Raw genomic sequence first — 22,340 nt, forward strand, 5'->3', positions numbered from 1 at the left:
CGTGACCGGTTTGGAGGGCTGCGCGAAGGCTTTTTCGCGCGCTGCCATCGGGGGTGGCAGGTCGAATGATATGCTCACTAAGATGTTTGGCCGATCCTGGCGGCTGGCCTGGCGGCTTGCGCGTCGGCCTCGTCCGGTCTCCTGCGGCCCGTGCCTCCTGCCGGGCGCCGACAAGGTGGTCATGCTCGTTGCGACGACGCGCGGCCCGGACGAGAATCCGCGTCTCCTCTTCGGAAGGGGAACGGGGCGCTGACGCCTCTTACAGCCGCATCCTCGTGTCGATCTCTCGCGACACGGAGGTCGGCACGCTCCAGCTTCCGCGCACGCTCTCCGCCGACCCGGCTACGAGTTTCGTGGTCAATTCCGTTAGTCCGGTTTCTCGGGCCGATGTCTTCAAAGCGTTTCAGACGAGCAAGCCGGGAAAGCGGCAGGCCTTCGTCTTCGTGCACGGATATAACACGCCCTTCGACAGGGCTGTGTTCCGGTTCGCGCAACTGTCGATGCCAACGCCGTGCCAATCCTATTCTCCTGGCCGTCGCGTGGGCGCCTGCTCGATGGGGTTAAAACGCCCGCGGATCACATTGTTCGTTTCACAAAACGACAGGGCCCTTCGATTGTCCCGTTTGATCGCACGCGGTGGTACCCGGCTGGGTGCGATCGCCTTGTCACGGGAGGAGTATCGGCGTCAGCTTGTAGGCTTGTCAGACGTAACTGTCCTGGATCTCAGCGCCTTAAGCTCAGGCGACCGTATCGATCATGCGCTTTATGCCAACAGTCCGGCCGCCGTTCGGCTGATCGGCGATCGCCTTCTCCATGGCCAGGTATTCGATGACTGGGCCGCCGCAGATGCCGGGATGGCGCTCGACGCCATGGGGTCGGCGGGGATCATGAGCAACACGACGACGACCTTGCTTGTCATACCCATAGGAATGAAGGCCGCCGAGAGTATGGATATCTCCCCTCACCCTGTGCTGAAGAGTCTCTGCATCGCGGGTGCTGCGGCGTTCCTGACGCCAATCGCGACGACATGCAACATGCTCGTGATGGGCCCCGGGGATACATATTCGGTGACTACTGGAAGCTTGGACTGCCGCTCACAATCTGGTTCTCCGTTGTCGCGGTATTTTTCGTGCCGCTCGTCTGCGGTTCAGACTTCGCCGGACCACGATCGTTGGAAGCAGGCCGAGAGGCTGTGCGAGGAATTTTTCCTGCCCCAATCGGCAATGACAATGGTTTACATGGGACCTGCGGCACAGTTTTTGGACGCTCCGCCGATTGCAATAACTCTCTAAATCATAAAAACTCTCTAAGAATACAATATCTTACGCTTTTGCACTTTGGAGATAACAAGATGCGCAAATTTGTCCTCGCTGCTGGCGCGTGCACCCTACTCGTTGCCGGATGCACCTCGACCGAACAGCGCGTGGCCGGCACGGCCGCGATTGGAGCAGGCACGGGTGCGGTCATCGGCGGCCTCGCGGGAGGTAGCCGTGGCGCGCTTGTCGGGGCGGCAGTCGGTGGGGGGACTGGCGCCGTTGTCGGCGCCGCGACTGCCCAACGTGAATGCGCGGCACGCGACCGCTGGGGAAACCCGGTCCGTGACAACAGAGGGCGGCCGGTCATGGTCCGCTGCTGACAGACAAGCTGAAGTGCCGGCGAGAGCAGATGTCCCGACCCGGCACTTCGCCAGTTAAAAAGAAGGTTGTTAGGTATCCATCCGGCAATCACAACCTGTGCGATCAAGCGTGATTGCGAATCTTCAGTTGTTGAGGCTGTGGGGTGTGCTTCCGGTTCGGAAAGATTGTCGATGGCGTCACCAAAGGTTCTCGTACCTCTCTGGATCATGGCATTCGTCGCCCTTGTGTGGGTGCTTCAATCCGCTGCGGCGGTGATCGCACCTGTCGCCAGCGCTTTTTTCATCATAGCGATTGCCTGGCCTCTGCAATGTGGCCTTCAACGGTTTCTCCCGAAACTGGCCGCATTGGCCATCACGGTTTTTATCATAGCCTTCGCTTTCCTGGCATTCGCATCAATTACGAGTTGGGGCTTCGGCCGCGTCATCCGTTCGACGGTGGCGGACATCGGTCGCTTTCAGTTGCTCTACAGTCAGGTTGCCGCTTGGCTCGAAGGTCATGGCATCGAAATTGGAGGGCTGTGGGCGGAGCATGTCAATGCGGGTTCGATCCTGCGAACGCTCCAGAGCGTCACCCAGCGCCTGAACACCATGTTTTCGTTCTGGGTCGTGGTGATTGTCTACGTGTTGTTGGGTCTTTTGGACACGGAAACTGTCGGCAGAAACGCCCGTAAGGCGCTGAGCCCAGGGGCCGCCGCCGTATTAATCGACGGAAGCGCCATCACGGCCTCCAAATTGCGCCATTACATGCTGGTAAGGTCATTGATGAGCCTGGCGACAGGCCTAATGGTATGGGCGCTGGCAACCGCATTCGGCTTGCGATTCGCGGCCGAATGGGGCGCTATTGCGTTCGCGCTGAACTACATACCTTTCATCGGTCCGTTCATTGCGACGCTTCTGCCCACCATATATGCCCTTGCGCAATTCGGATCGCCGCAATCAGCCCTGCTGATTTTCGCCGGCCTCAATGTCATTCAGTTCATCATCGGCAGCTATATAGAGCCACGCGTCGCCGGCTATGCGCTGGCGATCACCCCATTCATCGTGTTGTTCTCGGTATTCTTCTGGGCGTTCATATGGGGTGCTTTCGGCGCCTTCATAGGCGTGCCGATCACCATCGCGATCCTGACTTATTGCGCGCAAGCGCCGTCGACCCGATGGATCGCCACGTTGCTGGGTTCTCCAGCTCCGTATTCTGAAGGGCAGCAAAGCTAACGATCCGCGGTGGTCGCTAGGAGCGCATCGCCCGATACGCAAAGCTGACGAGGCCGATCAAAACCGCGCCCCCGATCAGGCCCGCCACCCCGGCGCCGAACAGAATTTCGAGCGTGAGGCCGCTCGTGGCATACGATGCGGCATCGAGAATGCTTCCCACATAGCCGACAAAGTGGCCAAGCCCCGGAATCTGAGCGGCCAGCAGCGCCAAGACTATTCCGCCAACGGCACCGATCATCGCGATCGTTGTTCGCGGCAGATCAGTTGCGTGGCTTAGCCTGCCGACCGCCACGGCGCTTGCCGCGCCTACAACAGATTCTATCACAAGCACCAGAACGATCTCGACGCCGTTCATCTCACTAGCCTTGCCCAGCAGAAGATGAGGGTTCTTGCATGCTCTTCGCCCAAACGGCTTTGGCAGCGAAGAGGCATCCGGCGCGCCATCACGAACTGGCGCTCGCGCTATTCAGCAGGCGCTGCATCGGGTTCCGAAACGGCAGAAACACGCTGAAGTGCGTCCCGCAGGACTTGCTCCTTGGTTTCGTCAAGCGACGTCCTGAGTACATGACCGCCAAAGCCCTGGATTTCTTTCAGCACCTTGTCGGCGGTCATATTCTGTATGAGCACGAACAGCGCCGCGTTGCCGGGCTGGAGGTTGTTCGACAGATCCCGCATGAACTGGTCGTTGACGCCGACATCGGCCAAAGCGCCGCCGAGCGCACCGGATGCGGCGCCTACGGCCATGCCTATCAGAGGGTTCAGGAACAGGACTCCGACCAGCAAGCCCCAGAAGCTGCCCGATACGGCGCCGGATGCCGTCGTGTTCATAAGTTGATTGAGCTTGACCTTTCCGGTTTCGGTCTTCGTGGCAATTACCGCATCGCCGATTGTGATCAGGTATTCCTTCTGCAACTCCAGCAGCCGCTGACGGACCTCTTCGGCCTTCTGTTCGTCTGGATAAACGATGGCAATCAAGTCGGACATATGAACTCCTGAGCCGGGGCCTTTTCAACGACCCGAATTTACACGGCGATACGCATAATAAAATGAGACCGGAGTCCTGTGGATGTGCGTTGGGTGTCAATTTTCTGACAGGCGCCGGCCTTATCGACCGCTGCGATGAATGAGGTGTTCCTTGAGGCGTGCAACACGATCGGCGGCCCAGCCTTCCGGAGCAGTGACGTCGAGCCATGCGTCGACGTAGTGCTCTGGCGCAAAGACATGGCCGTATCCCATCGGGGCGGAATTTGCGACAGCCATGTCGAAAGCCAGTTGGAGCATTGTCACCACCGGAAACCATCGCAGTTGAGGTGAGACATCCGGCCCGCGCGGCGCGTACATCCAGACGGGGCGCCGATAGGCGTCCCGGTAGTCGAAGAAGGTGATGGCGTCGCTTGCATATTGCAGGTAGACGATGCGCACCGGTCCCCATGGCGCATCCGCAGGGACGCTCGAGCCGTTCTGGTTCATGAACCGGAACATCGATCCGTCGCCGAACCGCGGGAGCCACACTGGCGTCCCCAAATTTCTCGCCTCGGTTATCTGCCTCCAGACGCTGCTTTCAAAAGGCGGGCCGCTCCAAACGGCGCCCTGAATTGGGTCGCCTATGATTTCGAAGAAGTTCGCCGAGCGCTCCGAATTCATCGCACCAAGGCTGAGCCCATGAAGGTACAGCTTAGGGCGATGGTTCTTCGGAAGGCTTGTCCAGTAAGCGTATACGACGGAAAACAGCGCTCGTGCCGCTTCCGCTCCATAATCCGGTTCGATAATGAGAGATAGCGGGCTGGACAGATAAGAATACTGCATGGCCACGCTAGCCACATCGCCGTCGTGAAGATATTCGAGCGAGTCAATCGCGGACGGGTCCACCCAACCCGTTCCTGTCGGCGTGATCACGACCAGTATTGAACGATCGAAGCCGCCGACCCTTTTCAGTTCCTCGAGCGCCAGCTTGGCTCGCTGCCCGGCAGTCTCGCCCGCAGGGAGCCCGGCGTAGACCCGGATTGGAGAAAGTGCCGGCTTTTCGGTCAAAGCCCCGATCTGGGCTGCCGTCGGTCCGCTCGCAATAAACCGACGGCCTGTGCGACCGAGTTCATTCCATGAGAGCAGCGAAGCAGAGCTGCCCGTTACAAACGGCTCTGCCGGGCGTTCCTGCTCCGGTTCGAAAAGCCCGTCGAGCTCGGCATAAGTGGAATCGATCGCATGCAACGCGGTTTGCAAGAGGAAGCCGTTCGCGACCGTCCAGAACAGCACGATAGCGGCTGAAATCCCAATCACTCGTGCAACACGCGGCGGCATGAAACTTTCGGCGAGGTGCGACAACCGACGGACCACAATCGTGAAGAGGCGCGCAAGGAGTATGAGTGCGAGGAAGGAGACGATGGCAATCAGACATATCTCGATCGAATGCGCTCTCGTGACTGGCGCAAGTCCCATCATTGCGCGGATAGAGTTCTGCCATGCGCTCGACTGCCATAGAAATCCTGTGGCTATAGCGGTGCATATAAAGGCGGCCGAAATCTTGATTGCCCTGAGATATCGATCGCGCGGCTCCGGCAACTCCATGTATCGCCACAACCAGCGCCACGCGACACCGATGCCATAACCAGCAGCAAAGCATGCTCCCGAGAGCGCACCTTGAACCAGATATGTCCTAGGAATGAGGCTGGGCGTGAGCGAGGCGGCAAAAAACAGCGTGCCCAGCACGAGGCCGCCGGCAGAAAGAGACCTCAAGAACCGTCGAGGCATGTTAGCTGGACCGCCATGTTGTGATGCGAACTCCGCAGTGAGCGCATGCTATCAGCGGATGCGGCGGAAATCGACAACCCTGCCGGTTCGTGAACTGAGGGCCACCTCGAAATGCCCGGTGCCTCGACGCGCGTGATAGATGAAGAAGCGGCCACGGCAATCGATACGCCGAACGTTGCGCAAGCCACGATTTTGAAGCAGCCGCTGGCCTTGGGCACACGTGATCGCTCTGCCTCGATTGAGGTTGGAGCCAACCATTATGTCGACGGTGGCGGCGGGAGCCGGCGATGGTGCCACCAGCGGTATAGCGAGGCTGATCGCGATGCCAAAGACAAGTGTGTGCAGCTTACGCATATATTCCTCTACCTGGCTCCAGCGAGGCCTAATTTCAATAGGGCATCAGCCTCCTGGGCGAATGTCGTGTCAAGAAGCCATGAAGGGACTCTGCGGAATTTGGGACGGATGGCTTAGTCTGTGGATGCGGAGCCTGCCATGAAGGCAACCGGGTACGTTCCGCCATTACCGGCGAAGGAGATCTCAACGCTTTGTTAAGTACGTCATCTTTCTGAGTACGGTGCCGGCTGTCATGCTGTATATTGGGCTTGAACTACGGATGGAGGAAGGGCCCGGTCCGGCAAAGTGATCGCGTCCGGGATTTCTCAGGTAGGACACTCTGTGGGGCTCACGGATGTTCGAGGCACCAAATTGGTACGCGCGTAAATACAACTCCGTCGTGGCCCGCACTCTCGAGTCCGATCCCGATGCAGAATTCCGTATCCAGCAGATCGGTACGCAGCGCCATACATCGCGTCTGGTGACCATCGACTATAGCGACGCGTTCGTCCTCGACTTGCGGGACAAGGGTGGTATCGCGATGTCGGGAGCGATTAATGACGATGCGTTGACTGCGGTATTTCTTTGGGGAGAAAGTACCACTTTCAACGGGGAACGGAGCGAGATTCCGAGGTTGCGGGTCCTGGGTCCGGGAACGGCATTCAACCTAGAGATGCGCGGTCGCTATCGCCTCATGCGGATCGGTTTGCGTGGCTCCGCATTCGCTTCGTTGCGGACAGAATCCGCTTCTCACCAGAACCGGCCAAGCTGGTTGAGCCCAGGGATACACGAGCAGCGCCTGCCCCCGACAAAGGAACTGGAACTTCAGCAGAAGCTGCTTCGGACAGTCGCGTTCGCGGAAGCCGCCGCACAGCGCGCATGCGACCTTAGTGCAAGCTTAGGGGTTGCGGCGAACGAGGCGGGCGCTGCGCTCGCGCTGGTGCTCTCCGGCACCGCAGAGCTGCCCGCCCCTAACCTCGGTTCTGTCGATCGGCGCAATATCGTTGATGCCACGCTCACCATCCTCGAGGCAAACCCGCGCAATCCGGTATCGGTCAGTGCTATCTGCGGAATGCTGGGCATCAGCGAGCGGACGTTGGAGCGTGCCTTTCAGGAGCGTCTGGGAGTAAATCCTCGTGCCTACGAGCGGGAGCGCCGACTCCGGGCGGCGCACGGCCTCGTCCTTTTGGAAGGCGATCGGCTCTCGATTACCGACATCGCGATGAGCTTCGGCTTCTGGCATCTGGGCCGCTTCGCCGGAGCCTATGCGGCGCTCTTCGGATGCTCGCCGAGCGAGACACGGCGGCGTATCTGGGGCGCGCCGCAGGAAGAAGGACATTTCCGCTTGATCGCTGCCACGAACGGCGACCTTAAGCCTGTTTCCCAGCAGATCCGCGCCGGTACCGATCTCACTGGCAGCCATTTGGTCGTGTCGGAAAGTGGATAGCGATTGACTAGGCTTCAGGGGATTCTGACCGAGAGATAGGTCGAATCCAACGGCAGATGATCACCGCTGATACGCACAAGCGGAGAGTCAGAGTTCGGCCGGGCATGCCGGGAGAACAGAATAGTGCTCGATCAACATCTAGGCGCAGCCGCCATATTGGCCCGGAGCGGGGGTGGCCCGGTCATCCTGACTGCACGAAGCTCGAATGTTGGACCTGGAAGTCGGTCGGAGCCGAAAAGAAGCTTCCGACAGATAGTTGGAAGCGCACGATGTCATGATCGCTCGATATCGGTCTTCCCGACACGGGCGGGATAGGAACCGCCATGGACGCGCGGATACGCTCAGCCGGCATTCCCTCAAATCCATTCGCCGATCAGCCTCTCCGTTGTGCCATCGACATGAGCACTTCGTCGGTACAGGCCAGAGAACAATTCGACCTTTTCCGGAGCTGGCACGAGGGGGTTTTCAACCTCCAGCTTCTAAAGGCTGCCCAAGCTTCATTTCAGTTCCGCCAGCGGATATGGCAACTGGGCGATCTGACGCTGCTCTCCGCCAAATGTCCCGGCCCTGGCTACGTTATTAGATGGGAGCATCGAAAGAGGCCGCTTGTGAACCATTTGATGCTGCTTGTGCCGTTCAAAAGGTCTGCTGGTGGCACGATGCTGGCGGGAAAACCGGTTTTTAGTTGCCTGGCACTGCCTGAGGTCGGGTCGGGCAGCTACGATCTTGTCGTCGCGCTCTTTCTACCGCTCCCCCCGCAGGCAACCGATCCGCTAGGACTCAAAGTCGGTGATGCTGCATTGAGCTTCCTCGCGGACTACCTGCTCATGCTATATCGCTCTCTTCCCCATCTTAGAGATGGAGATATACCGCACATCGTCACGGCGACGAAAAGCCTTATTGCTGCGGCCCTTAGACCTTCCAACGACCCCCTATCGGCGGCAGAGGGGCCGATAGCTGCAGTTATCACCGCACGTATTGCCCGAATCTTCATGGAGAGGCTTGCAGACCGTGATTTGACGCCAGACAAGCTCTGCCGCGCGGTAGGCGTCTCACGGTCCCAGCTCTATCGAATATTCGAGCCGGCGGGAGGGGTTTCCAATTATATCCGTCGCAAGCGGCTGCTCAAGACGCACGACGCTCTGGCGGACAGTTCGAACAGCCGAACGATCTCCAGCATTGCCCAGGAATGGGGATTTGCCGATGCCTCGACCTACAGCCGGATGTTCAAATCGGAATTCGGGATGTCTCCCAAGGAGGCGCGCGAACTCGGTTGGCAGGGCATCGGGCACTCCGCCTGGCTGAGTGCAGATCAGCCGGTGAAAGATGTCGGTAGCCTGTGCAATCTTCTGATCAACAATTCCCTTGGGTTATCACTGTCTTCCAAGCGATGAGTCGTCTCATGCAGGATAATGCACAAACCGAGGAAGCAGCCAACGGGATCGGGGCCGCCGGGCCGCTGCGTTGTACCATCGATATCGATACCTCGTCGGCGCCGCCCGCCGAACAGTTCGATCTTTTCCAAAGTTGGCATTCGAGCCTTGCCGACGTCGAATTGCTTTGCGAGGAGTTCGATTCATTCCCCGCGCGGGAACGGGTGTGGCAACTGGGCAGCCTCGCCCTCGCTTTCATTGAATATCCCGGAACCGGCTATCGCCGGCGCTGTAGCAGCAAGAAGAACCCGGTCCTGGATCATTGGGTACTGTCCATACCGCACACAATCCCGCCGGAAGGCGGGCCGGCTCGGACAGGGCAATTGCGCTGGCACTGCCTAGCGGCAGCGCATCAGGATGAAGCCGAGGACGACGGCGTGCTTTGCCTTTTCTTTCCACGGAATTTCGCGTTTTCGCAGCCATTCACGCTCGACATCCGCCCGGAGATGGCGGCATTCCTCACCGATTACGTGCTGCTGTTGCACGGCTCCTTCCCTAACCGCGCCGAGAACGATGTGCCGTACATGGCATCCGCAACCACCAATCTGCTCGCCGCTTGCATCAAGCCATCCCGGGATTACTTTTTCGTGGCCCAAGGCCCGATCGATGCGGTCATCATGGCCCGCGCCAAGAAACTCGTCGCAGCAAGACTTGCTGACCGGGATCTGACCCCCGACAAGCTCTGTCAGGAACTTGGCATTTCACGCTCACGCCTCTATCGGATTTTCGAGCCGGTGGGAGGCGTGTCGCACTATATTCGGCGCCAGCGGCTGCTTAAGACGAGGGATGCTCTGGGTGACAGCACCGACGGAAGCCCGATCGCGAGCATCGCCGAAAGATGGGGCTTCATGGACCCTTCAACCTACAGCCGGACATTCAAAAAGGAATTTGGCATTTCACCCAAGGATGCACGCGCAGCCGGCTGGCTTGGCATCAACGATACATCTTCCGCGGGGCGACCGCACGATGTTCCAGTTTCGCTAAGCAGCATTCTGATGAACAGCTAGTTAGTCAATCGCCAATGCTAACCGCCATTCCGGCCACCTCGGCGTCGTGAGCATCGCGGATCGAGGTCCGGAAACTGCCCAGCACGGTATCGGCGTAGTCCGTGCCGTGGCTTTCATCGTCCGAATAGATGTAGCGGACCAGACCCGCCCGGCGCCGCTCCGGCGGCCGATAGGTGAGGATCAGCGCATGCTCGCTTGCGTAATGCCCCCTCTCCCGCTCGAAATGATCTCTGCGCTCTTTGTCGACCGCGCGCGTGACCGGATCGGGGAAGCGACACTCCTCCTCAGGCGGATAGGCGGTGCTTGGAACACGCACCGCCTCTACCTGGATCATCCAGCCAGAGCCGAGCCGCGCAAATATCGAGTTGACCTGTCGGACGACGTCGTTGCGTTCGAGATTGGTCGAGCTCTCGCTGTCCGGGCCGGCAAAATACCAGCCCGCCAACAGGCTCCCGTCCTTGAGCAACATGATGCCGTTGTCGACCACGCCGGCATAGGGAAGCAGGTCGGAAAATGAAGGACCCGCGTGGCGGAAGGAGCGAAGCGCGACCATACGTGCTCACACCTTTCGCCATGGCGTCGATGTCGGGCGATAGATCGGCCGGTAGCGGATGTGTCGGATATAGACTTTCCGCATCAGCGGATCTGCCTGGCCATCAAGCGCAGCGCTACCGATCCAGATATCACCGCAGCCAGGCCGCTCAGCAGTACCAATTCGCGATCCGCGCCCATCAGCAGGTTGGGCCGCGACAGGGCGCGCTGATTCATCGAGACGGCAAGAGGGGATGACGTCTCAGCCATGTCCCCTCCCCTCCTCCACAATTGAAGGTGTCGACGGGAGCGTGGCTTCTATGTTGCCGATCGATGCGCCCGACGCTTCGAACAACCCTGCAATACGGGTCGCGCCGAGCAGGATGCCGGCTACCAGCACCACATACATAAGCCGGCGCGCGAAGTCGTTGAGTTCGCCGCCGAAGATCAGCATGCCTCCGGCAACCGCGACGGCCGCCAAGGCGATGAACCCGGCCACCGGCCCGGTAATCGACTGCTGGATCTGCTGCAGCGGACCTTCCCCGGGCAAGCCACCTCCGCCACCCGCGACAGCGGGTTGGCTCGCCATCAAAACGAAGCAAACCGTAATCAGTGCGGTTGGCCCAGCACATTACGCGACATGAGGATTCACTCTTCCTGTATGACCCGCTCGATCTGATGTTCGCCATCGGCGAATCGCTCGACGTCGACGATGTCGCGCACGATGCGGCCATGGCCAGGCGGTGTGCGCTCGATCGAGACGACCAGATCGATTGCTTCGCCAATCACCTCGCGCATCGGCTGCTGGCTGACTTCTGGGGTCAGTTGCTCCAAACGGCGCAACGCCGACTTCGCATTGTTGGCGTGGATGGTGGTGAGCCCACCCGGATGTCCGGTATTCCATTCTTGATGAGCGTGAGCGCGGCGCCGTCGCGGACCTCCCCGACGACAATCCGGTCGGGGACGAAGGCGCATGGTCGATTTGAGAAGCCTGGCCATGTCGACACACTTGGAGGTGTGCAGCGCTACAGCGTTCTCGGCTGAGCACTGAGTTCGGCGGTATCCTCAAGGATCACCAGCCTCTGGTCTGTCGCCTCGTGTGCGATTTCCTGCAAGATCGCATTGGCAAGTGTGATCTTACCGGACCCGTTCCGCCGGAGACGACGATGTTGAAGCGGGACGAGACCGCATTTTGTATTGTACGCGCCTGCTCAGCGGTCATGATCCCGTCGCGGACATAGTCGGCAAGTGGAATGAGCCGGGACGCTCGCCGGCGGATCTTGACGGCTGGAGCGGCGACGACCGGAGGCAAAAGACCCTCAAACCGGTAGCCGTCGATCGGCAACTCGCCTGATACGATCGGTCGGTCGTCGTCGACCTCGGAGCCTAGAGCGTGAGCGACACTGCCGATGATGATCTCGGCCGCGCCCGATGTCATGGTCCCCGCAGAAATGATCCCTTATCCGAGCCGCTCGATGAACAGTCGACCGTCTGGGTTGAGCATGATCTCCACCACGCTCGTGTCGGCAAGCGCGGCGTAAATCTCTTTTCCGAACGACACTTCGAGTTTGCGCACGAGGCGACGTTGGAGCGACGGTCAGCCATCGCCCGCGCCGACCCGAACCGCTGCCGTTCGCACTGTACAAATCCGTGGAAGCTTGGCTCCCATAATCGTTTCGAGATCCCCTGGAAGAATGGAGGGAACATTTCAGCGAGGGCGGTTATCGTCACCTTATCGAATCTGACAGGGTGAGTCGGGTCTGACCCACACACGAGCGAGAGGTCGATGGGCGAAAAGAGCCATGCGGACGCCTGCACCCTGTCAAAACTGATAGGTACCAGGGGAAGCATGAAAACCAAGATAGCTTTGCTAACCATTTGAAAACGTTAGCGCTCGCCCTAGGATCTGGCTGGACGGTGCGAAAGTTGTCCACGCCGATTGAGATGCTGCTAACCAAAAAGAACTTGCGGGGCCAAAGGAATCGCCCATAGTAATCACGCTTTCTCGTTCGATGGGTGGGGAAAAGCGTTATTCAAAGAGTGGCTAGGGCAATTGTGACGCAAGTTACCGGCACAGACCTCGATTTTGACGAGGAGATTCTTGAGCAAGGGGAGTTGATCTCCGACAAGCTCAATATGCTCCGTCTGGAGCAGTATGCTCCGGACGGGGAGAAGGGATTACGCCTTTTTTCGCTCGGAGAGGTCGCTGAGTTTCTTGGCGTCACGCAAAACCACATCAAGAAACTGCACCTGGAGGGCAAAGGTCCCGCGCCACAAGTTTCTGCCTCAGGACGGCGATCCTATACGGCAGAACAGATGCTCGAGCTTCGACAGTTCCTCGACAAACACGGTCGTACGGACATCAGGCGCTATGTCCCTCGGCGCCGTGCCGGCGAGGAGCTGCAGGTGGTGTCGATCGTGAACTTCAAAGGTGGCAGCGGCAAGACGACGACTGCTGCGCATCTGGCGCAATTTCTCGCGCTCACCGGGCATCGAGTTCTCGCGATTGATCTCGACCCCCAGGCATCGCTCTCGGCACTCCACGGGATTCAGCCCGAGCTCGACAAGAACCCCTCACTCTTCGAAGCGATACGCTACGACGACAAGCGGCGCTCCATCAAGGAGATCATTCAGCCCACGAATTTCCCCGGCCTTGATATCGTTCCCGCGAATCTGGAGCTGCAGGAGTATGAATACGAGACCCCGTTAGCCGCTATCAACAAAAGCTCCCCTGAGGGGCGACTGTTCTTTACGCGCATCTCTCAGGCCCTCAGGGAGGTGGAAGACCGATACGACGTCGTTGTGATCGATTGCCCTCCTCAACTGGGGTATCTGACGTTAACCGCTCTCACCGCTTCAACATCGGTCCTTATCACTGTCCATCCTCAGATGCTGGATGTGATGTCCATGAGCCAGTTCCTGTTGATGCTCGGTGGAATCCTTCAGTCGATTAAGGGCGCGGGTGCCAGAGTGCGTTTGAAATGGTTCCGCTATCTGGTCACACGCTATGAACCAACAGATGGGCCGCAGTCTCAGATGGTAGGCTTCATGCAGGCGATGTTCGGGAAACGTGTCCTCGAAAACCAGATGCTGAAGTCCACGGCGGTTTCTGACGCTGGGATTACCAAACAGACACTCTATGAAGTGGAGCGCAGTCAATTCACACGCACCACCTACGATCGCGCCATCGAGTCACTCAACGCCGTCAACGCCGAGATTGTGTCGCTGATCCATAAGGCGTGGGGGCGGAAATGAGGACGGTTTTGACAGCCGTGCAAAACGGCAAAAAAACGAGAGAGGGCAAGCGCTTAGCGGCAGAAAGAGGGAGGCACCCATGGCTCGTAAACATCTGCTGACCTCAATTGGTGCAATGCCGTCCGAAGCGCGAGCACCGAAGCCCGCGGAAAGTCGGGCCGACTATGCCCGCAAGGGTGCGTCCCGATTGATGACCCAGTCGCTCGACGAAATAGCCGAGAACTCGATGCGGATTCTCGAAGGAGATGCAATTGTCTCGCTCGATCCGGACGTCCTCGACGAGTCTCCATTTTCGGACCGCGCCGGAGACGATCCCGATTTTCCGCAGTTCGTTGAAGCGATCCGGAAGGCGGGACAGTCCTCCCCTATTCTCGTTCGGCCGCACCCAGATCAGCCTGGGCGCTTCATCATTGTTTTCGGGCATCGGCGCACAAGGGCGGCGCGGCACCTCGGGATCAAAGTTCGCGCTGTCGTTAAGCCTCTCAATGACCTTGAGGAGCAGATCATCGCTCAAGGTCATGAGAACAACGCACGCCTGAACCAGACGTTCATCGAGAAGGCATTGTTCGCGAACCGCCTGCATCAGGCGGGCATTGGCAAGGACATCATCAAGGAGTCGCTCACAATCGATGACACGCTGCTGTCGCGGATGCTCTCTGTTGTCGAGCATGTCCCAGGCGATGTGCTCGATGCGCTCGTGCCGGCCACCGGCATTGGGCGAGATCGCTGGGAGGAACTCAAGAAGCTTGTTTTGAACCCGGAGATGGCAACGGGCGCGAGCGAAATCGTGCGGTCCGAAGAGTTCAAAGCGGAGCCGGTTGAAACGCGTTTTTCATCTCTCTGCGCATCGCTCAAGCAGCCAAAGAAGCGCAAGGCTATAGCTTCGACACCACAGCGACGAGAATGGTCTCTGGCCGGGAAAGCCGTGAAGGTGGCCGCAAAAGGTAGCGCTAGAGCCTTTACGCTCGAGCTGAAAGCAAAAGACGCACCAAAGTTCGGCGACTTCCTCTCCACCAACCTGGAGAGGCTGTACCAGGAGTTTTTGGAGTCAGAAGGAAACTAGACAAGGAGCAATCGCAAAAGAAAAAGGCCCCCGAAATGTGATCCGGAAGCCCTTCTCGAGTTTGAACACCTAGAGAATCGCATTTCCCCGAATCACAGTCAAGAGTCCTATAGGGACCGAAACGTCGATTTCGACGGGCTGGCTTCTTTTGCCTAGCGATAGGTGAAAGACAATGCAGGCACATACCACAACGACGCCCTTTGGGCGGCGACCGGTGTCGCTCGATCAGATTTTAAACCAAGCCGTGGCACGCGAGATGCCAAAGGATGCCGTCGTCCAGAAGTGGCAGGTGTTCCAGCATATCCGCGAAGCGAAGGATCTCCTGGGCGCCACCGATCGATCGCTGGCGATCCTCAACGCGCTCCTGTCCTTCCATCGTGAGACAGAGCTGTCGGCCGCAGGCGATCTGATCGTCTGGCCCTCAAACGAACTTCTCTCGGCCCGGGCAAACGGCATGCCGCCCACTACGCTGCGCCGCCACCTTGGTGTGCTCGTCGACTGCGGCCTGATCATTCGTAGGGATAGCCCGAATGGGAAGAGATATGCACGCAAAGGACAAGGTGGGCAGATCGAACAAGCCTTCGGTTTCGATCTGTCTCCGATCGTCGCACGCGCTGAAGAGTTCAAGGATCTTGCCAACACAGTGCAGACCGAGAAAAAGGCGTTTCGCGTCGCCAAGGAGCGTTTGACCATCTTGCGCCGGGACGTCGTCAAGATGATCGACGCTGGCATAGAGGAGAAAGTGCCTGCTAACTGGGGCAGGGTGCAGCAAGCCTACCAGGCGATCCTTGGACGTCTCCCTAGGACAGCCCCCCGTCAACTCGTCGAGGCGCTCTGCGACGAACTTCAGGACCTTTGGGCCGATATCCGCGATGCATTGGAATCTTTTGCGAAATCACAGAATCCGGCCGCCAATGAGTCCCATTCTGGTCGCCACATACAGAATTCAAACACAGAACCTACATCTGAATCTAACGAGGGCTTTCGAGAAAACAAAGAAGCGGGCGGCAGCGTCGCGGACACTCATAACGTCCGGAGCCTGCCGAGGCGGGATCTTCCACTGGGGATCGTGTTGGATGCATGTCCGGACCTGCACGAGTTGGCGAAGGGGGGCGCGATCCGAAACTGGCGCGATCTGCTGGCAACGACGGAAACCGCCCGGCCGATGCTGGGCATTAGTCCCAGCGCGTGGGCCGAAGCGCTTGAAGTGTTGGGTGAGCGCGACGCGGCCATCACTTTGGCGTCGATTTACCAGAGAAGCGGCCAGATTAACAACGCCGGCGGCTATCTACGGAGCCTGACGCAACGGGCGCGTGACGGGAAGTTCTCAACCTGGCCGATGGTGATGGCTTTGCTGCGGGCAAAGCTCGATGAGGGGAAATTGACGCGCTCGTCCGAACGCGAAATGGAAGCGGAGCACGCCGGCGATATCGGAGGCAGCGGCGCGGGGCTTCAGGTTTCAGCGGCGCTCTTGCGGAGCCTCGGAAAGGACGCGCAAAAGTGAGGTCTGGGTAAACAAGCTGGCCGTGCGAACGCCGGCGTTGGAAGCCGCAAATTGCCGGGATTGGTTCAGGTCCCTCGTACACGGGAGGGGCGCCAAAAAATGATGAAGAATCAATTCGGAGTAGGTGAGGGGCTGCAGCGCTTTTGCTGTCGATTTCTCAATGTGGTCGGGCGACAGCTGCGAACTCGCTGCTTGAGGGCTGCCGCGTAGAATCTTCAGCCCTCACAATGGAATCGGCTTTTCAGGGCCGCGACTGATTGGTCGGCAAGGTGTGCGACAATCGCCTCGCGAGCGGATGGCAGGGGAGGGGTGAAGTGACGTCGCAGCCTCAAACCGGCGCGTGCAGTTCCAGCGATGAGCGCGTCGGCCATCCCGGGATTATGCCCGGCCGAAACCGCCGCAGCTTCGAGCTGGCCGGAGATCGCGGAGACTGCCGCATCGATAGGAAGAATGCGATCCTCATAAGTGGAAACGAGACCGTCCATCCAACGCCGCAAATCTCTCGCCTTTGCCGTGGCACCCCTACGGTCAAGCAAGGTGATGCCGCGTTCGATCTCGTGAACCGTCACGACCGACAGAAAGAGCTCCGTCTTTGCATCGGCCTCATCGAGCCAGGAAAGAAACCTTACCGACGCCTCGCCCTGTGTCGGTGACAGCAGGGAAACGACATTGGTGTCGAGGATGTAACCGCTCAAAGGTCAACATCCCGCGCGGGGGATTGATTACGCTCAAACTCGCCGCCCGGAAACTGTTTCAAATAAGAGGCAAAGCTTGGACGTGCGGGCTTGAGTGTCCGTTGCGCGATCTCGGCCGCCGCAAATGGTACGAGAGCCGCGACCGGCTTGCCATGCCGCGTGATGGTCACGAACTCGCCCCGGATCGCTTGATCGACATAGGTCGAGAGCCCGGCCTTGGCGTCTTTTAGACTCACAGTTGACATTGGGTACACCGCAAAAGTGGTCACATGTGACCATATAGGAGTGTTCGGATTGAAGACGTGAACTCCAGCCATAGAATTCAGCCCTAAAGATCAGCTGGGGGCAGGGGAGGGGTCAGAGCCCCGACGCCTTGGTGAGGTTGGTCCGGAACCGATCGCGCCGGCGCTGATACTTGCGCGTCATCTCGGCCGAAGCGTGACCGAGCTGCTTTTGCACGTAGCGCTCCTCGATTTCGGCCGAGGAGGCGAGGCCGGCGCGCAGCGAGTGCCCGGCAAACAGCAGTACACGCTCTTCCTCCGGAAGATCGGACCGGACCCCGGCAGCCAGCACGGTCTGCTTGACCAGGCGAGCGACGTGCTTGCTGGACAGCCGCTCGACGTCGACAGTCTTGTTATCCTTGAATACACGGCGGAAGAGGGGGCCGCGCGCGATGCGACCGAAGCGGATCCAGGTCTCGAGCGCTGAGACAGGACAGGTGTGGTCGGAAGCGCCGCGGCCGACCTCGACCTCACGCCAGCCGGTTTTGCCGCGTAGCGTCACCAGCACGCCCTGATCGTGATAGATCTCGATCCAGCCGGCACCTTCGCTGTGATCATCGCGGACGACATCGAGGCCAACGATCTCGGAACGGCGCAGACCGCCGGCAAAGCCGAGCAGCAGGATGGCCCGGTCGCGCAAGCCCCTCAGATCGTGGCCGAGCGTGCTGACCATCGCCTTGACGTCGTCGCCGAGGACGGCCTCTTTCTGGCGGGGCGGTCTGGCGTGCTTGCGGCGGATGCCAGCGAGCACCGTGGCGATATGACGGTCGTCACGGTCCATGGGTTGGCCGCGCTGGGTGAAATTCCAGGCCAGACCGGAGAGACGCCGCTCGATCGTCGCGACCGACAGGGCAGGGAGCCCGTATTTCGGATCGCCAGCGGCGCAGGCGCTGATATAGAGGCCGATGACCTGACTGGAGGGCGGCATCGCCTCGAACCCTTCACGGCGGCACCAGGAGGTGAAATGCCGCCAGTCGCCGGCATAAGCCTCGCGGGTGTTTTCCGAGCTGGCGGCCTCGGCGTAGGCGGTCGCCGTCTCGACGAGGGCTTCGAGCCGCGCGCGGGGAGAGATGGTACCCATTTCCATGACCAGGTCGACGACGTCGGGGAGATCATCGGCACTCGAAACGTCGATTTTGGGGGTGTTTCCCGGGGAATTGTGCATGGTTTTGGAATCTATCAAGGTACGTCCAATAATGGAAGCTTATTGGACATAGGACGAGCACGACAGGCGCGGCGGTTTTTGTCGTCGACACTGGCACAAAGCGCCGCAGCGTGATACCGGTTTGGGATGAAGTCGGCCGCTGATTTGTTTCCCAACGACCTGCTTGGCGTGCCAAAGGTGCCGGCGTGGACGAGGCCGCACGGCGACATTCATCGCGATGTCGACGCGAGCTATCTGGCCGGGGCAGCGTTGAATTCGCTGGATATTCTGGTGCGCAGCGAGCCGGTCTGGGCTGGCGTATGGCGGCAGCGGTTGGCCCTGAAGTCCGCGGCGGCGGCGATGCGCCTGCACGGGCGGACGGAAGAGGAATCGGCGCTCCGCGACGCGCAGCTGTTTCGTGCCGCCGGCTATGATCCGGGACCTGCCGGAAAGGTGTTGTTGGCCTGGCGGCGACTTGCGGGCCGATCGACGACCTTGGACGAAGAAATTGTGCGATCCATCGCCGAACTGCTCGATCTCAAATGGGACGATGCCCTAGCTGAGGTCGTCGCCAATGCCGAGGATTTGGCATCGTCGTCCCGGCCGGCGCCTCTCGTGGCGGTCGAGCTTGCGGCCGGGCTCTATCGGGCGCGGCCCGATGCCGAGCTGCTGGCGTTATGGTTGGCTGATGCGATGCTGGCGAGAAGATTTCGCTGGACGGTAGCAGTGCCACTGCTCGTCGGGCAGGTGGCGTCGTCGCAGTTCAAGACCGGCGAGCCGCGCTGGCGAATCCGGCCGGATGGAGAAGGTTGGGGCAGGGCGGTGCTGCTCGCCTATTCGCAAGCGGCGGCCGAGGCCTGCGATCTCGCCGCCGATCTCGCCAGGCGGGCATCACGCCTCCTCGATGTCGCTCCGAAGCTTCGGGCCAAGGGCTCGGCCGAGGTCGTCAAACTGCTGCTCGATGACGATGCACTGCCAGCCTCGTGGTCGAGCACGAAACTGTCGGCGCGCGGGGCACGTCGGCTGTTCGAGCGGCTGCACGAGCTGCGCGCGGTGCGCGAGCTCGGCGGCCGGCCAACCTTCCGGCTCTACGGGTTGTGACGATGGCCAGGCGCGCGAAGCAATCCCAAAGCCTGGCTTTCGATCCAGAGCTCGCCGAGCTGCCGCCCGAAATCCGCTGGCGGGAATGGATGAACCGCATCGAGGCGGTGCTGTTCGCCGCACCGCAAGCGGTCGAGCGCCTGGCTCTGGCGCGCATCGTTGGCCGCCAGGCCAGTATCGATCTGCTCATTGACGACATCCGCGCCGAGCTTAAGGGCAAGCCCTATGATCTCGTCAGCGTTGCCGGCGGCTGGCAGCTGCGTACGCGGCCGGCCTATGCCGACGCGATCAACGCCTCGATGGTCTTGCCCGAGCGCCATATCGACTTTACCCAGACCGAGCTCATGGTGCTGGTGTCGATCGCCTATCATCAGCCGATCACGCGGGCAGGTGTGTCCGACATCATCGGCCGCGAGGCTACGCGCGACACCATTGCGGCGCTACGCGACAAGAACATGATCGCAGCCGGGCCGCGCAGTCCGACGCCGGGTGCGCCCTTCACCTACGTGACGACCAAGCGTTTCCTGGAGCATTTTGGGCTGGAGACGCTGCGCGTCCTGCCGGAGCTCGAAGCACTTCAGGATGCCGGCTTGCTGGCGGAGGGAGGGGGCGGGTCAGAACACAGGGTGTTTCCCGAGACCCTCGCTGGAGCGCCGGATGGGGTCGAGTAAGACCTTTCGCCTTAGAAGCCTGCGCTCACCAGACCTTGTCCCGAGGATTGGTCAAGTTGTGGACCGGTCACTTTCCGTGTAGGCCGCGTCGTGATGGGACGGTACGCGGTTGCATACGAGTTTTGAAGATCGCATCAACCTGGCGCGAGTGTTCGGCTAGCTTCGCATCTTCCTTCCACTTCCCCGCTAGGGGAAGCAGCGCGTCCACTGGTGCATTGGTTGCGTTGCTGTCCACGATGACATACCAGCGATCGCGCTTTTGATCGTATTTGTGCTTTTGGCCGATGGCCTCGGCGGCCGACCGACTGCTTCGGCTTAGATTACGGCAAGCGACATAAGTCAGACCGCCGGATTCCGTCGGAATAGAAAATGCCTTTAGTTGCTTGCCGGCTGCGACCTCGCCGCGGGTCGCTTCTATCGCCTTGGCGATGTCTGTGAGTGCTGCATAGGAGAAATCACAAAGCTCAATCACCACAGCCGCCAAAGGCGGCGGTGCAGTCTTCAGGCTCTTGAAGATTTCCGAGATAAACGGGATCTCCAGACGCTCGAGAATACTGACGGGTCGTTCTGGTCTGATGCCTACATCTTGGGGCGCCATAAAATCATCAACGATCGCGGCGAAATCCCGATCAAGCATCATGCCATCGTATTCCGGATCCACGGCGAGCTTATATTTTAGGTGATAGCCAAGAAAAATATACTCGCTGTCCGAGTGAATCTTGTCGAACGTATCTGAGCGGCATTTCAAATAATAGAGAAACTCGATCGGACTTGGCAGTATGCGCGTTGCACAATCGAGCACGCCTAGGTCCCATATCACAGGTGCAATCGTCTCGCTCCGCTTCAGCATGATGTTGGACAAAAAGGTCGCAGCGGGAAAAGCATCACCAAGAATGACTGCTGGGAAGGTCCGGACCGTCGGCGCGAACGTGAGCGTCTTGCCGCTCTTCGTCTTGCATTCCGCCCCTGCTTGAACCAGTTCTGCGAATTCATAGGCTTGGCGATACGGATCCTGAACCGCGCCCTGAAAATCGGCGGCAAGCGCTTCCTCGTCACCCGCCCTCGCCTTCAATGTGACCCGTTTGGACTTGGCCTGGACGATGATCACGAACTCACCATAGGCGACCAACACATCGGCCTCGCCCGCAGTCTTCTTCTTGCTGGGCTGGATCGACACGTTTTCGTGGACGTTGTCTGTGCCGAATACGGACCGCAAGAGATTGGCGGCCGTGCGCTCGACGAAGGCACCCCTATGTTCCGCCGCGGTGTTGCGATACTCCTTATCGGCAATCATCCAGTAGAACGGGCTTTCATAGATGCTTTCGAAAAGCCGGTAGGTATTCGGCGCGTAAAGGTGCTCGCCGAGATCGATCAGCGGTGCGAGATTGGCCTGGTTGACGAGGAAAGGACCGGTAAAGCCGAGATTGGCGCCCGTGACCGGCGTCGCAAATTTCGCGACAAAGGCGTTGCTCTTGTTGCTCCCGAATTTCCCGGCGAGCTCGCTTTTCGCAACGAGCAGACTGTTGGTCAGGTCCCCCTTGGTGATCTCCGCTCGTTCCGACTTCATAGCTACGGTCGCCGTCATCTGCCGCGAAGTCCGGTCCATGATGTAACGGGCGATTTCGACCATCGGTCGCGTCGACAGACCGCTATTCCGGATCAGCCATTCGAAATCGGCGCGATATCTGTCACGGCCGAAGCGTGCGAGCTGATGAAGATAGAAGCTGTCTGCGCCATAGTAGATCGCCTCGCGCGCGGCGACACCGAGCTTGCGTTCGAAGTCGGAAGGATCGTCGAGATTGGGGCGGGCATCCTCTATCAAACGATCGTGGAATTCCCGCAGCAGCGCATCTGCTCTGGCCGCGAAATCGTTGTCCTGAACAACAACCGCGTGCGTGCGGTCGGATGCAGATTGCACCATGAGCCCCATCAGCAGCATGAATTCGTTGTTGTTCAGCTTGGTCGGTGACCAGCGCTTTTCGCGATCATCTGCGACGGTGCCCGCCTTTACATCGATGGCGACGATCCAGTCCCGATAGAAGAGGGAGGAAAGCTCGTGCAGAGCGCCGTCGCTCTGCGCTAGATCTCGCAGATCGCTAAAAATGCTGTCCAGATCGCGCGGGTCTGGTCGCCTCATCTCGCCGGCTATCTCATTCATCGCGTCGGTACCCTCCCGTCCGTGCCTTCAATCAAGGCTTTAGCAAAATTAGACAGGATTAGCCCCTCCCGGCTCTGTGCCGGATCAGGCAGGTTGACGATGACACAGAAACTAAAGAAGG

Annotated in this window: 23 protein-coding genes and 2 pseudogenes; 12 read left to right on the forward strand and 13 right to left on the reverse strand. The window is 59.6% G+C overall.

What is annotated here, in order from left to right; all coding sequences use genetic code 11:
• The first annotated feature begins 353 nt into the window (after positions 1 to 353).
• The 3 genes from AAFN55_RS23870 to AAFN55_RS23880 all read left to right on the forward strand — a co-directional run bounded on the left by AAFN55_RS23870 (position 354) and on the right by AAFN55_RS23880 (position 2,848).
• Positions 354 to 1,292, forward strand: coding sequence for an alpha/beta hydrolase (locus tag AAFN55_RS23870; protein ID WP_347801509.1), 939 nt, complete (start codon positions 354 to 356; stop codon positions 1,290 to 1,292).
• Positions 1,293 to 1,351: 59 nt separating this feature from the next.
• Complete coding sequence (locus AAFN55_RS23875) at positions 1,352 to 1,636, forward strand: YMGG-like glycine zipper-containing protein (protein ID WP_347801510.1); 285 nt, start codon at positions 1,352 to 1,354, stop codon at positions 1,634 to 1,636.
• 171 nt (positions 1,637 to 1,807) lie between these two features.
• Entirely contained in the window at positions 1,808 to 2,848 is a 1,041-nt protein-coding gene (locus AAFN55_RS23880; protein WP_347801511.1) for an AI-2E family transporter, read from the forward strand.
• A gap of 16 nt (positions 2,849 to 2,864) precedes the next feature.
• Here AAFN55_RS23880 and AAFN55_RS23885 read toward each other — a convergent pair whose 3' ends face one another.
• The 4 genes from AAFN55_RS23885 to AAFN55_RS23900 form a co-directional block, all read right to left on the reverse strand.
• Positions 2,865 to 3,203, reverse strand: a complete 339-nt coding sequence (locus AAFN55_RS23885; protein ID WP_347801512.1) for a hypothetical protein — start codon at positions 3,201 to 3,203, stop codon at positions 2,865 to 2,867.
• A 107-nt stretch (positions 3,204 to 3,310) separates the two neighbouring features.
• Positions 3,311 to 3,832: a DUF1269 domain-containing protein gene (locus AAFN55_RS23890; RefSeq protein WP_347801513.1), complete on the reverse strand. Its 522-nt coding sequence runs from the start codon at positions 3,830 to 3,832 to the stop codon at positions 3,311 to 3,313.
• 120 nt (positions 3,833 to 3,952) lie between these two features.
• Entirely contained in the window at positions 3,953 to 5,596 is a 1,644-nt protein-coding gene (locus AAFN55_RS23895) for an alpha/beta-hydrolase family protein (protein WP_347801514.1), read from the reverse strand.
• Between the two features lie 51 nt (positions 5,597 to 5,647).
• Positions 5,648 to 5,950, reverse strand: a complete 303-nt coding sequence (locus AAFN55_RS23900; protein WP_347801515.1) for a hypothetical protein — start codon at positions 5,948 to 5,950, stop codon at positions 5,648 to 5,650.
• Between the two features lie 334 nt (positions 5,951 to 6,284).
• On the opposite strand from AAFN55_RS23900, the gene AAFN55_RS23905 reads away from it, so the two are divergent.
• The 3 genes from AAFN55_RS23905 (at position 6,285) to AAFN55_RS23915 (ending at position 9,816) form a co-directional block, all read left to right on the forward strand.
• Positions 6,285 to 7,376: a helix-turn-helix domain-containing protein gene (locus AAFN55_RS23905; protein ID WP_347801516.1), complete on the forward strand. Its 1,092-nt coding sequence runs from the start codon at positions 6,285 to 6,287 to the stop codon at positions 7,374 to 7,376.
• Between the two features lie 323 nt (positions 7,377 to 7,699).
• Positions 7,700 to 8,770 carry an AraC family transcriptional regulator gene (locus AAFN55_RS23910; RefSeq protein ID WP_347801517.1) on the forward strand — a complete coding sequence of 357 codons (1,071 nt, stop codon included), beginning with the start codon at positions 7,700 to 7,702 and terminating at the stop codon, positions 8,768 to 8,770.
• Between the two features lie 8 nt (positions 8,771 to 8,778).
• Positions 8,779 to 9,816, forward strand: coding sequence for a helix-turn-helix domain-containing protein (locus AAFN55_RS23915; protein ID WP_347801518.1), 1,038 nt, complete (start codon positions 8,779 to 8,781; stop codon positions 9,814 to 9,816).
• A 52-nt stretch (positions 9,817 to 9,868) separates the two neighbouring features.
• Here the strand turns inward: AAFN55_RS23915 and AAFN55_RS23920 are convergent.
• From AAFN55_RS23920 to AAFN55_RS23940, 5 genes and pseudogenes are all read right to left on the reverse strand, one after another.
• Positions 9,869 to 10,369: pseudogene (locus tag AAFN55_RS23920) on the reverse strand (conjugal transfer protein TrbE); the annotation flags it as partial.
• Between the two features lie 6 nt (positions 10,370 to 10,375).
• A pseudogene (locus AAFN55_RS23925) lies at positions 10,376 to 10,617 on the reverse strand (conjugal transfer protein TrbD).
• Positions 10,610 to 10,960, reverse strand: a complete 351-nt coding sequence (locus tag AAFN55_RS23930) for a TrbC/VirB2 family protein (RefSeq protein WP_347801846.1) — start codon at positions 10,958 to 10,960, stop codon at positions 10,610 to 10,612. The pseudogene AAFN55_RS23925 and the gene AAFN55_RS23930 overlap by 8 nt, the downstream one beginning before the upstream one ends.
• Positions 10,961 to 10,995: 35 nt before the next feature.
• Positions 10,996 to 11,346: an ATPase, T2SS/T4P/T4SS family gene (locus tag AAFN55_RS23935; RefSeq protein ID WP_347801519.1), complete on the reverse strand. Its 351-nt coding sequence runs from the start codon at positions 11,344 to 11,346 to the stop codon at positions 10,996 to 10,998.
• Positions 11,347 to 11,419: 73 nt separating this feature from the next.
• On the reverse strand, positions 11,420 to 11,785 hold the full coding sequence (locus AAFN55_RS23940; protein WP_347801520.1) for an ATPase, T2SS/T4P/T4SS family: 366 nt from the start codon (positions 11,783 to 11,785) through the stop codon (positions 11,420 to 11,422).
• Between AAFN55_RS23940 and AAFN55_RS23945 the strand changes: the two genes are divergently transcribed.
• The 4 genes from AAFN55_RS23945 (at position 11,741) to repC (ending at position 16,169) form a co-directional block, all read left to right on the forward strand.
• A complete protein-coding gene (locus AAFN55_RS23945; RefSeq protein WP_347801862.1) occupies positions 11,741 to 12,100 on the forward strand; it encodes a hypothetical protein in 360 nt (119 codons plus the stop codon). The genes AAFN55_RS23940 and AAFN55_RS23945 overlap by 45 nt on opposite strands.
• 299 nt (positions 12,101 to 12,399) lie before the next feature.
• Positions 12,400 to 13,602: a plasmid partitioning protein RepA gene (repA, locus tag AAFN55_RS23950; protein WP_347801847.1), complete on the forward strand. Its 1,203-nt coding sequence runs from the start codon at positions 12,400 to 12,402 to the stop codon at positions 13,600 to 13,602.
• A gap of 79 nt (positions 13,603 to 13,681) precedes the next feature.
• Positions 13,682 to 14,665 (forward strand): plasmid partitioning protein RepB, encoded by a 984-nt coding sequence (repB, locus tag AAFN55_RS23955; protein ID WP_347801521.1) that lies wholly within the window; start codon positions 13,682 to 13,684, stop codon positions 14,663 to 14,665.
• 172 nt (positions 14,666 to 14,837) lie between these two features.
• Positions 14,838 to 16,169, forward strand: coding sequence for a plasmid replication protein RepC (gene repC, locus AAFN55_RS23960; RefSeq protein ID WP_347801522.1), 1,332 nt, complete (start codon positions 14,838 to 14,840; stop codon positions 16,167 to 16,169).
• A gap of 215 nt (positions 16,170 to 16,384) precedes the next feature.
• On the opposite strand, the gene AAFN55_RS23965 is transcribed toward repC, so the two are convergent.
• From AAFN55_RS23965 to AAFN55_RS23975, 3 genes are all read right to left on the reverse strand, one after another.
• The gene (locus tag AAFN55_RS23965) at positions 16,385 to 16,864 is read right to left on the reverse strand and encodes a PIN domain-containing protein (RefSeq protein ID WP_347801523.1); all 480 of its coding nucleotides are present in this window, start codon (positions 16,862 to 16,864) and stop codon (positions 16,385 to 16,387) included.
• Positions 16,861 to 17,109 carry a type II toxin-antitoxin system Phd/YefM family antitoxin gene (locus AAFN55_RS23970; RefSeq protein WP_347801524.1) on the reverse strand — a complete coding sequence of 83 codons (249 nt, stop codon included), beginning with the start codon at positions 17,107 to 17,109 and terminating at the stop codon, positions 16,861 to 16,863. The genes AAFN55_RS23965 and AAFN55_RS23970 overlap by 4 nt, the downstream gene beginning before the upstream one ends.
• Before the next feature lie 112 nt (positions 17,110 to 17,221).
• Complete coding sequence (locus tag AAFN55_RS23975; protein ID WP_347801848.1) at positions 17,222 to 18,310, reverse strand: tyrosine-type recombinase/integrase; 1,089 nt, start codon at positions 18,308 to 18,310, stop codon at positions 17,222 to 17,224.
• A 126-nt stretch (positions 18,311 to 18,436) separates the two neighbouring features.
• On the opposite strand from AAFN55_RS23975, the gene AAFN55_RS23980 reads away from it, so the two are divergent.
• Together AAFN55_RS23980 and AAFN55_RS23985 are read left to right on the forward strand one after the other, a co-directional pair.
• A complete protein-coding gene (locus AAFN55_RS23980) occupies positions 18,437 to 19,390 on the forward strand; it encodes a DUF1403 family protein (protein ID WP_347801525.1) in 954 nt (317 codons plus the stop codon).
• 2 nt (positions 19,391 to 19,392) lie between these two features.
• The gene (locus tag AAFN55_RS23985; protein ID WP_347801526.1) at positions 19,393 to 20,061 is read left to right on the forward strand and encodes an SMC-Scp complex subunit ScpB; all 669 of its coding nucleotides are present in this window, start codon (positions 19,393 to 19,395) and stop codon (positions 20,059 to 20,061) included.
• Positions 20,062 to 20,128: 67 nt separating this feature from the next.
• Here the strand turns inward: AAFN55_RS23985 and AAFN55_RS23990 are convergent, their stop codons facing one another.
• Complete coding sequence (locus tag AAFN55_RS23990; protein WP_347801527.1) at positions 20,129 to 22,219, reverse strand: hypothetical protein; 2,091 nt, start codon at positions 22,217 to 22,219, stop codon at positions 20,129 to 20,131.
• Between the last annotated feature and the right edge of the window lie 121 nt (positions 22,220 to 22,340).

The sequence above is a fragment of the Mesorhizobium sp. CAU 1732 genome (assembly GCF_039888675.1).
Classification (GTDB): Bacteria; Pseudomonadota; Alphaproteobacteria; order Rhizobiales; family Rhizobiaceae; genus Aerobium.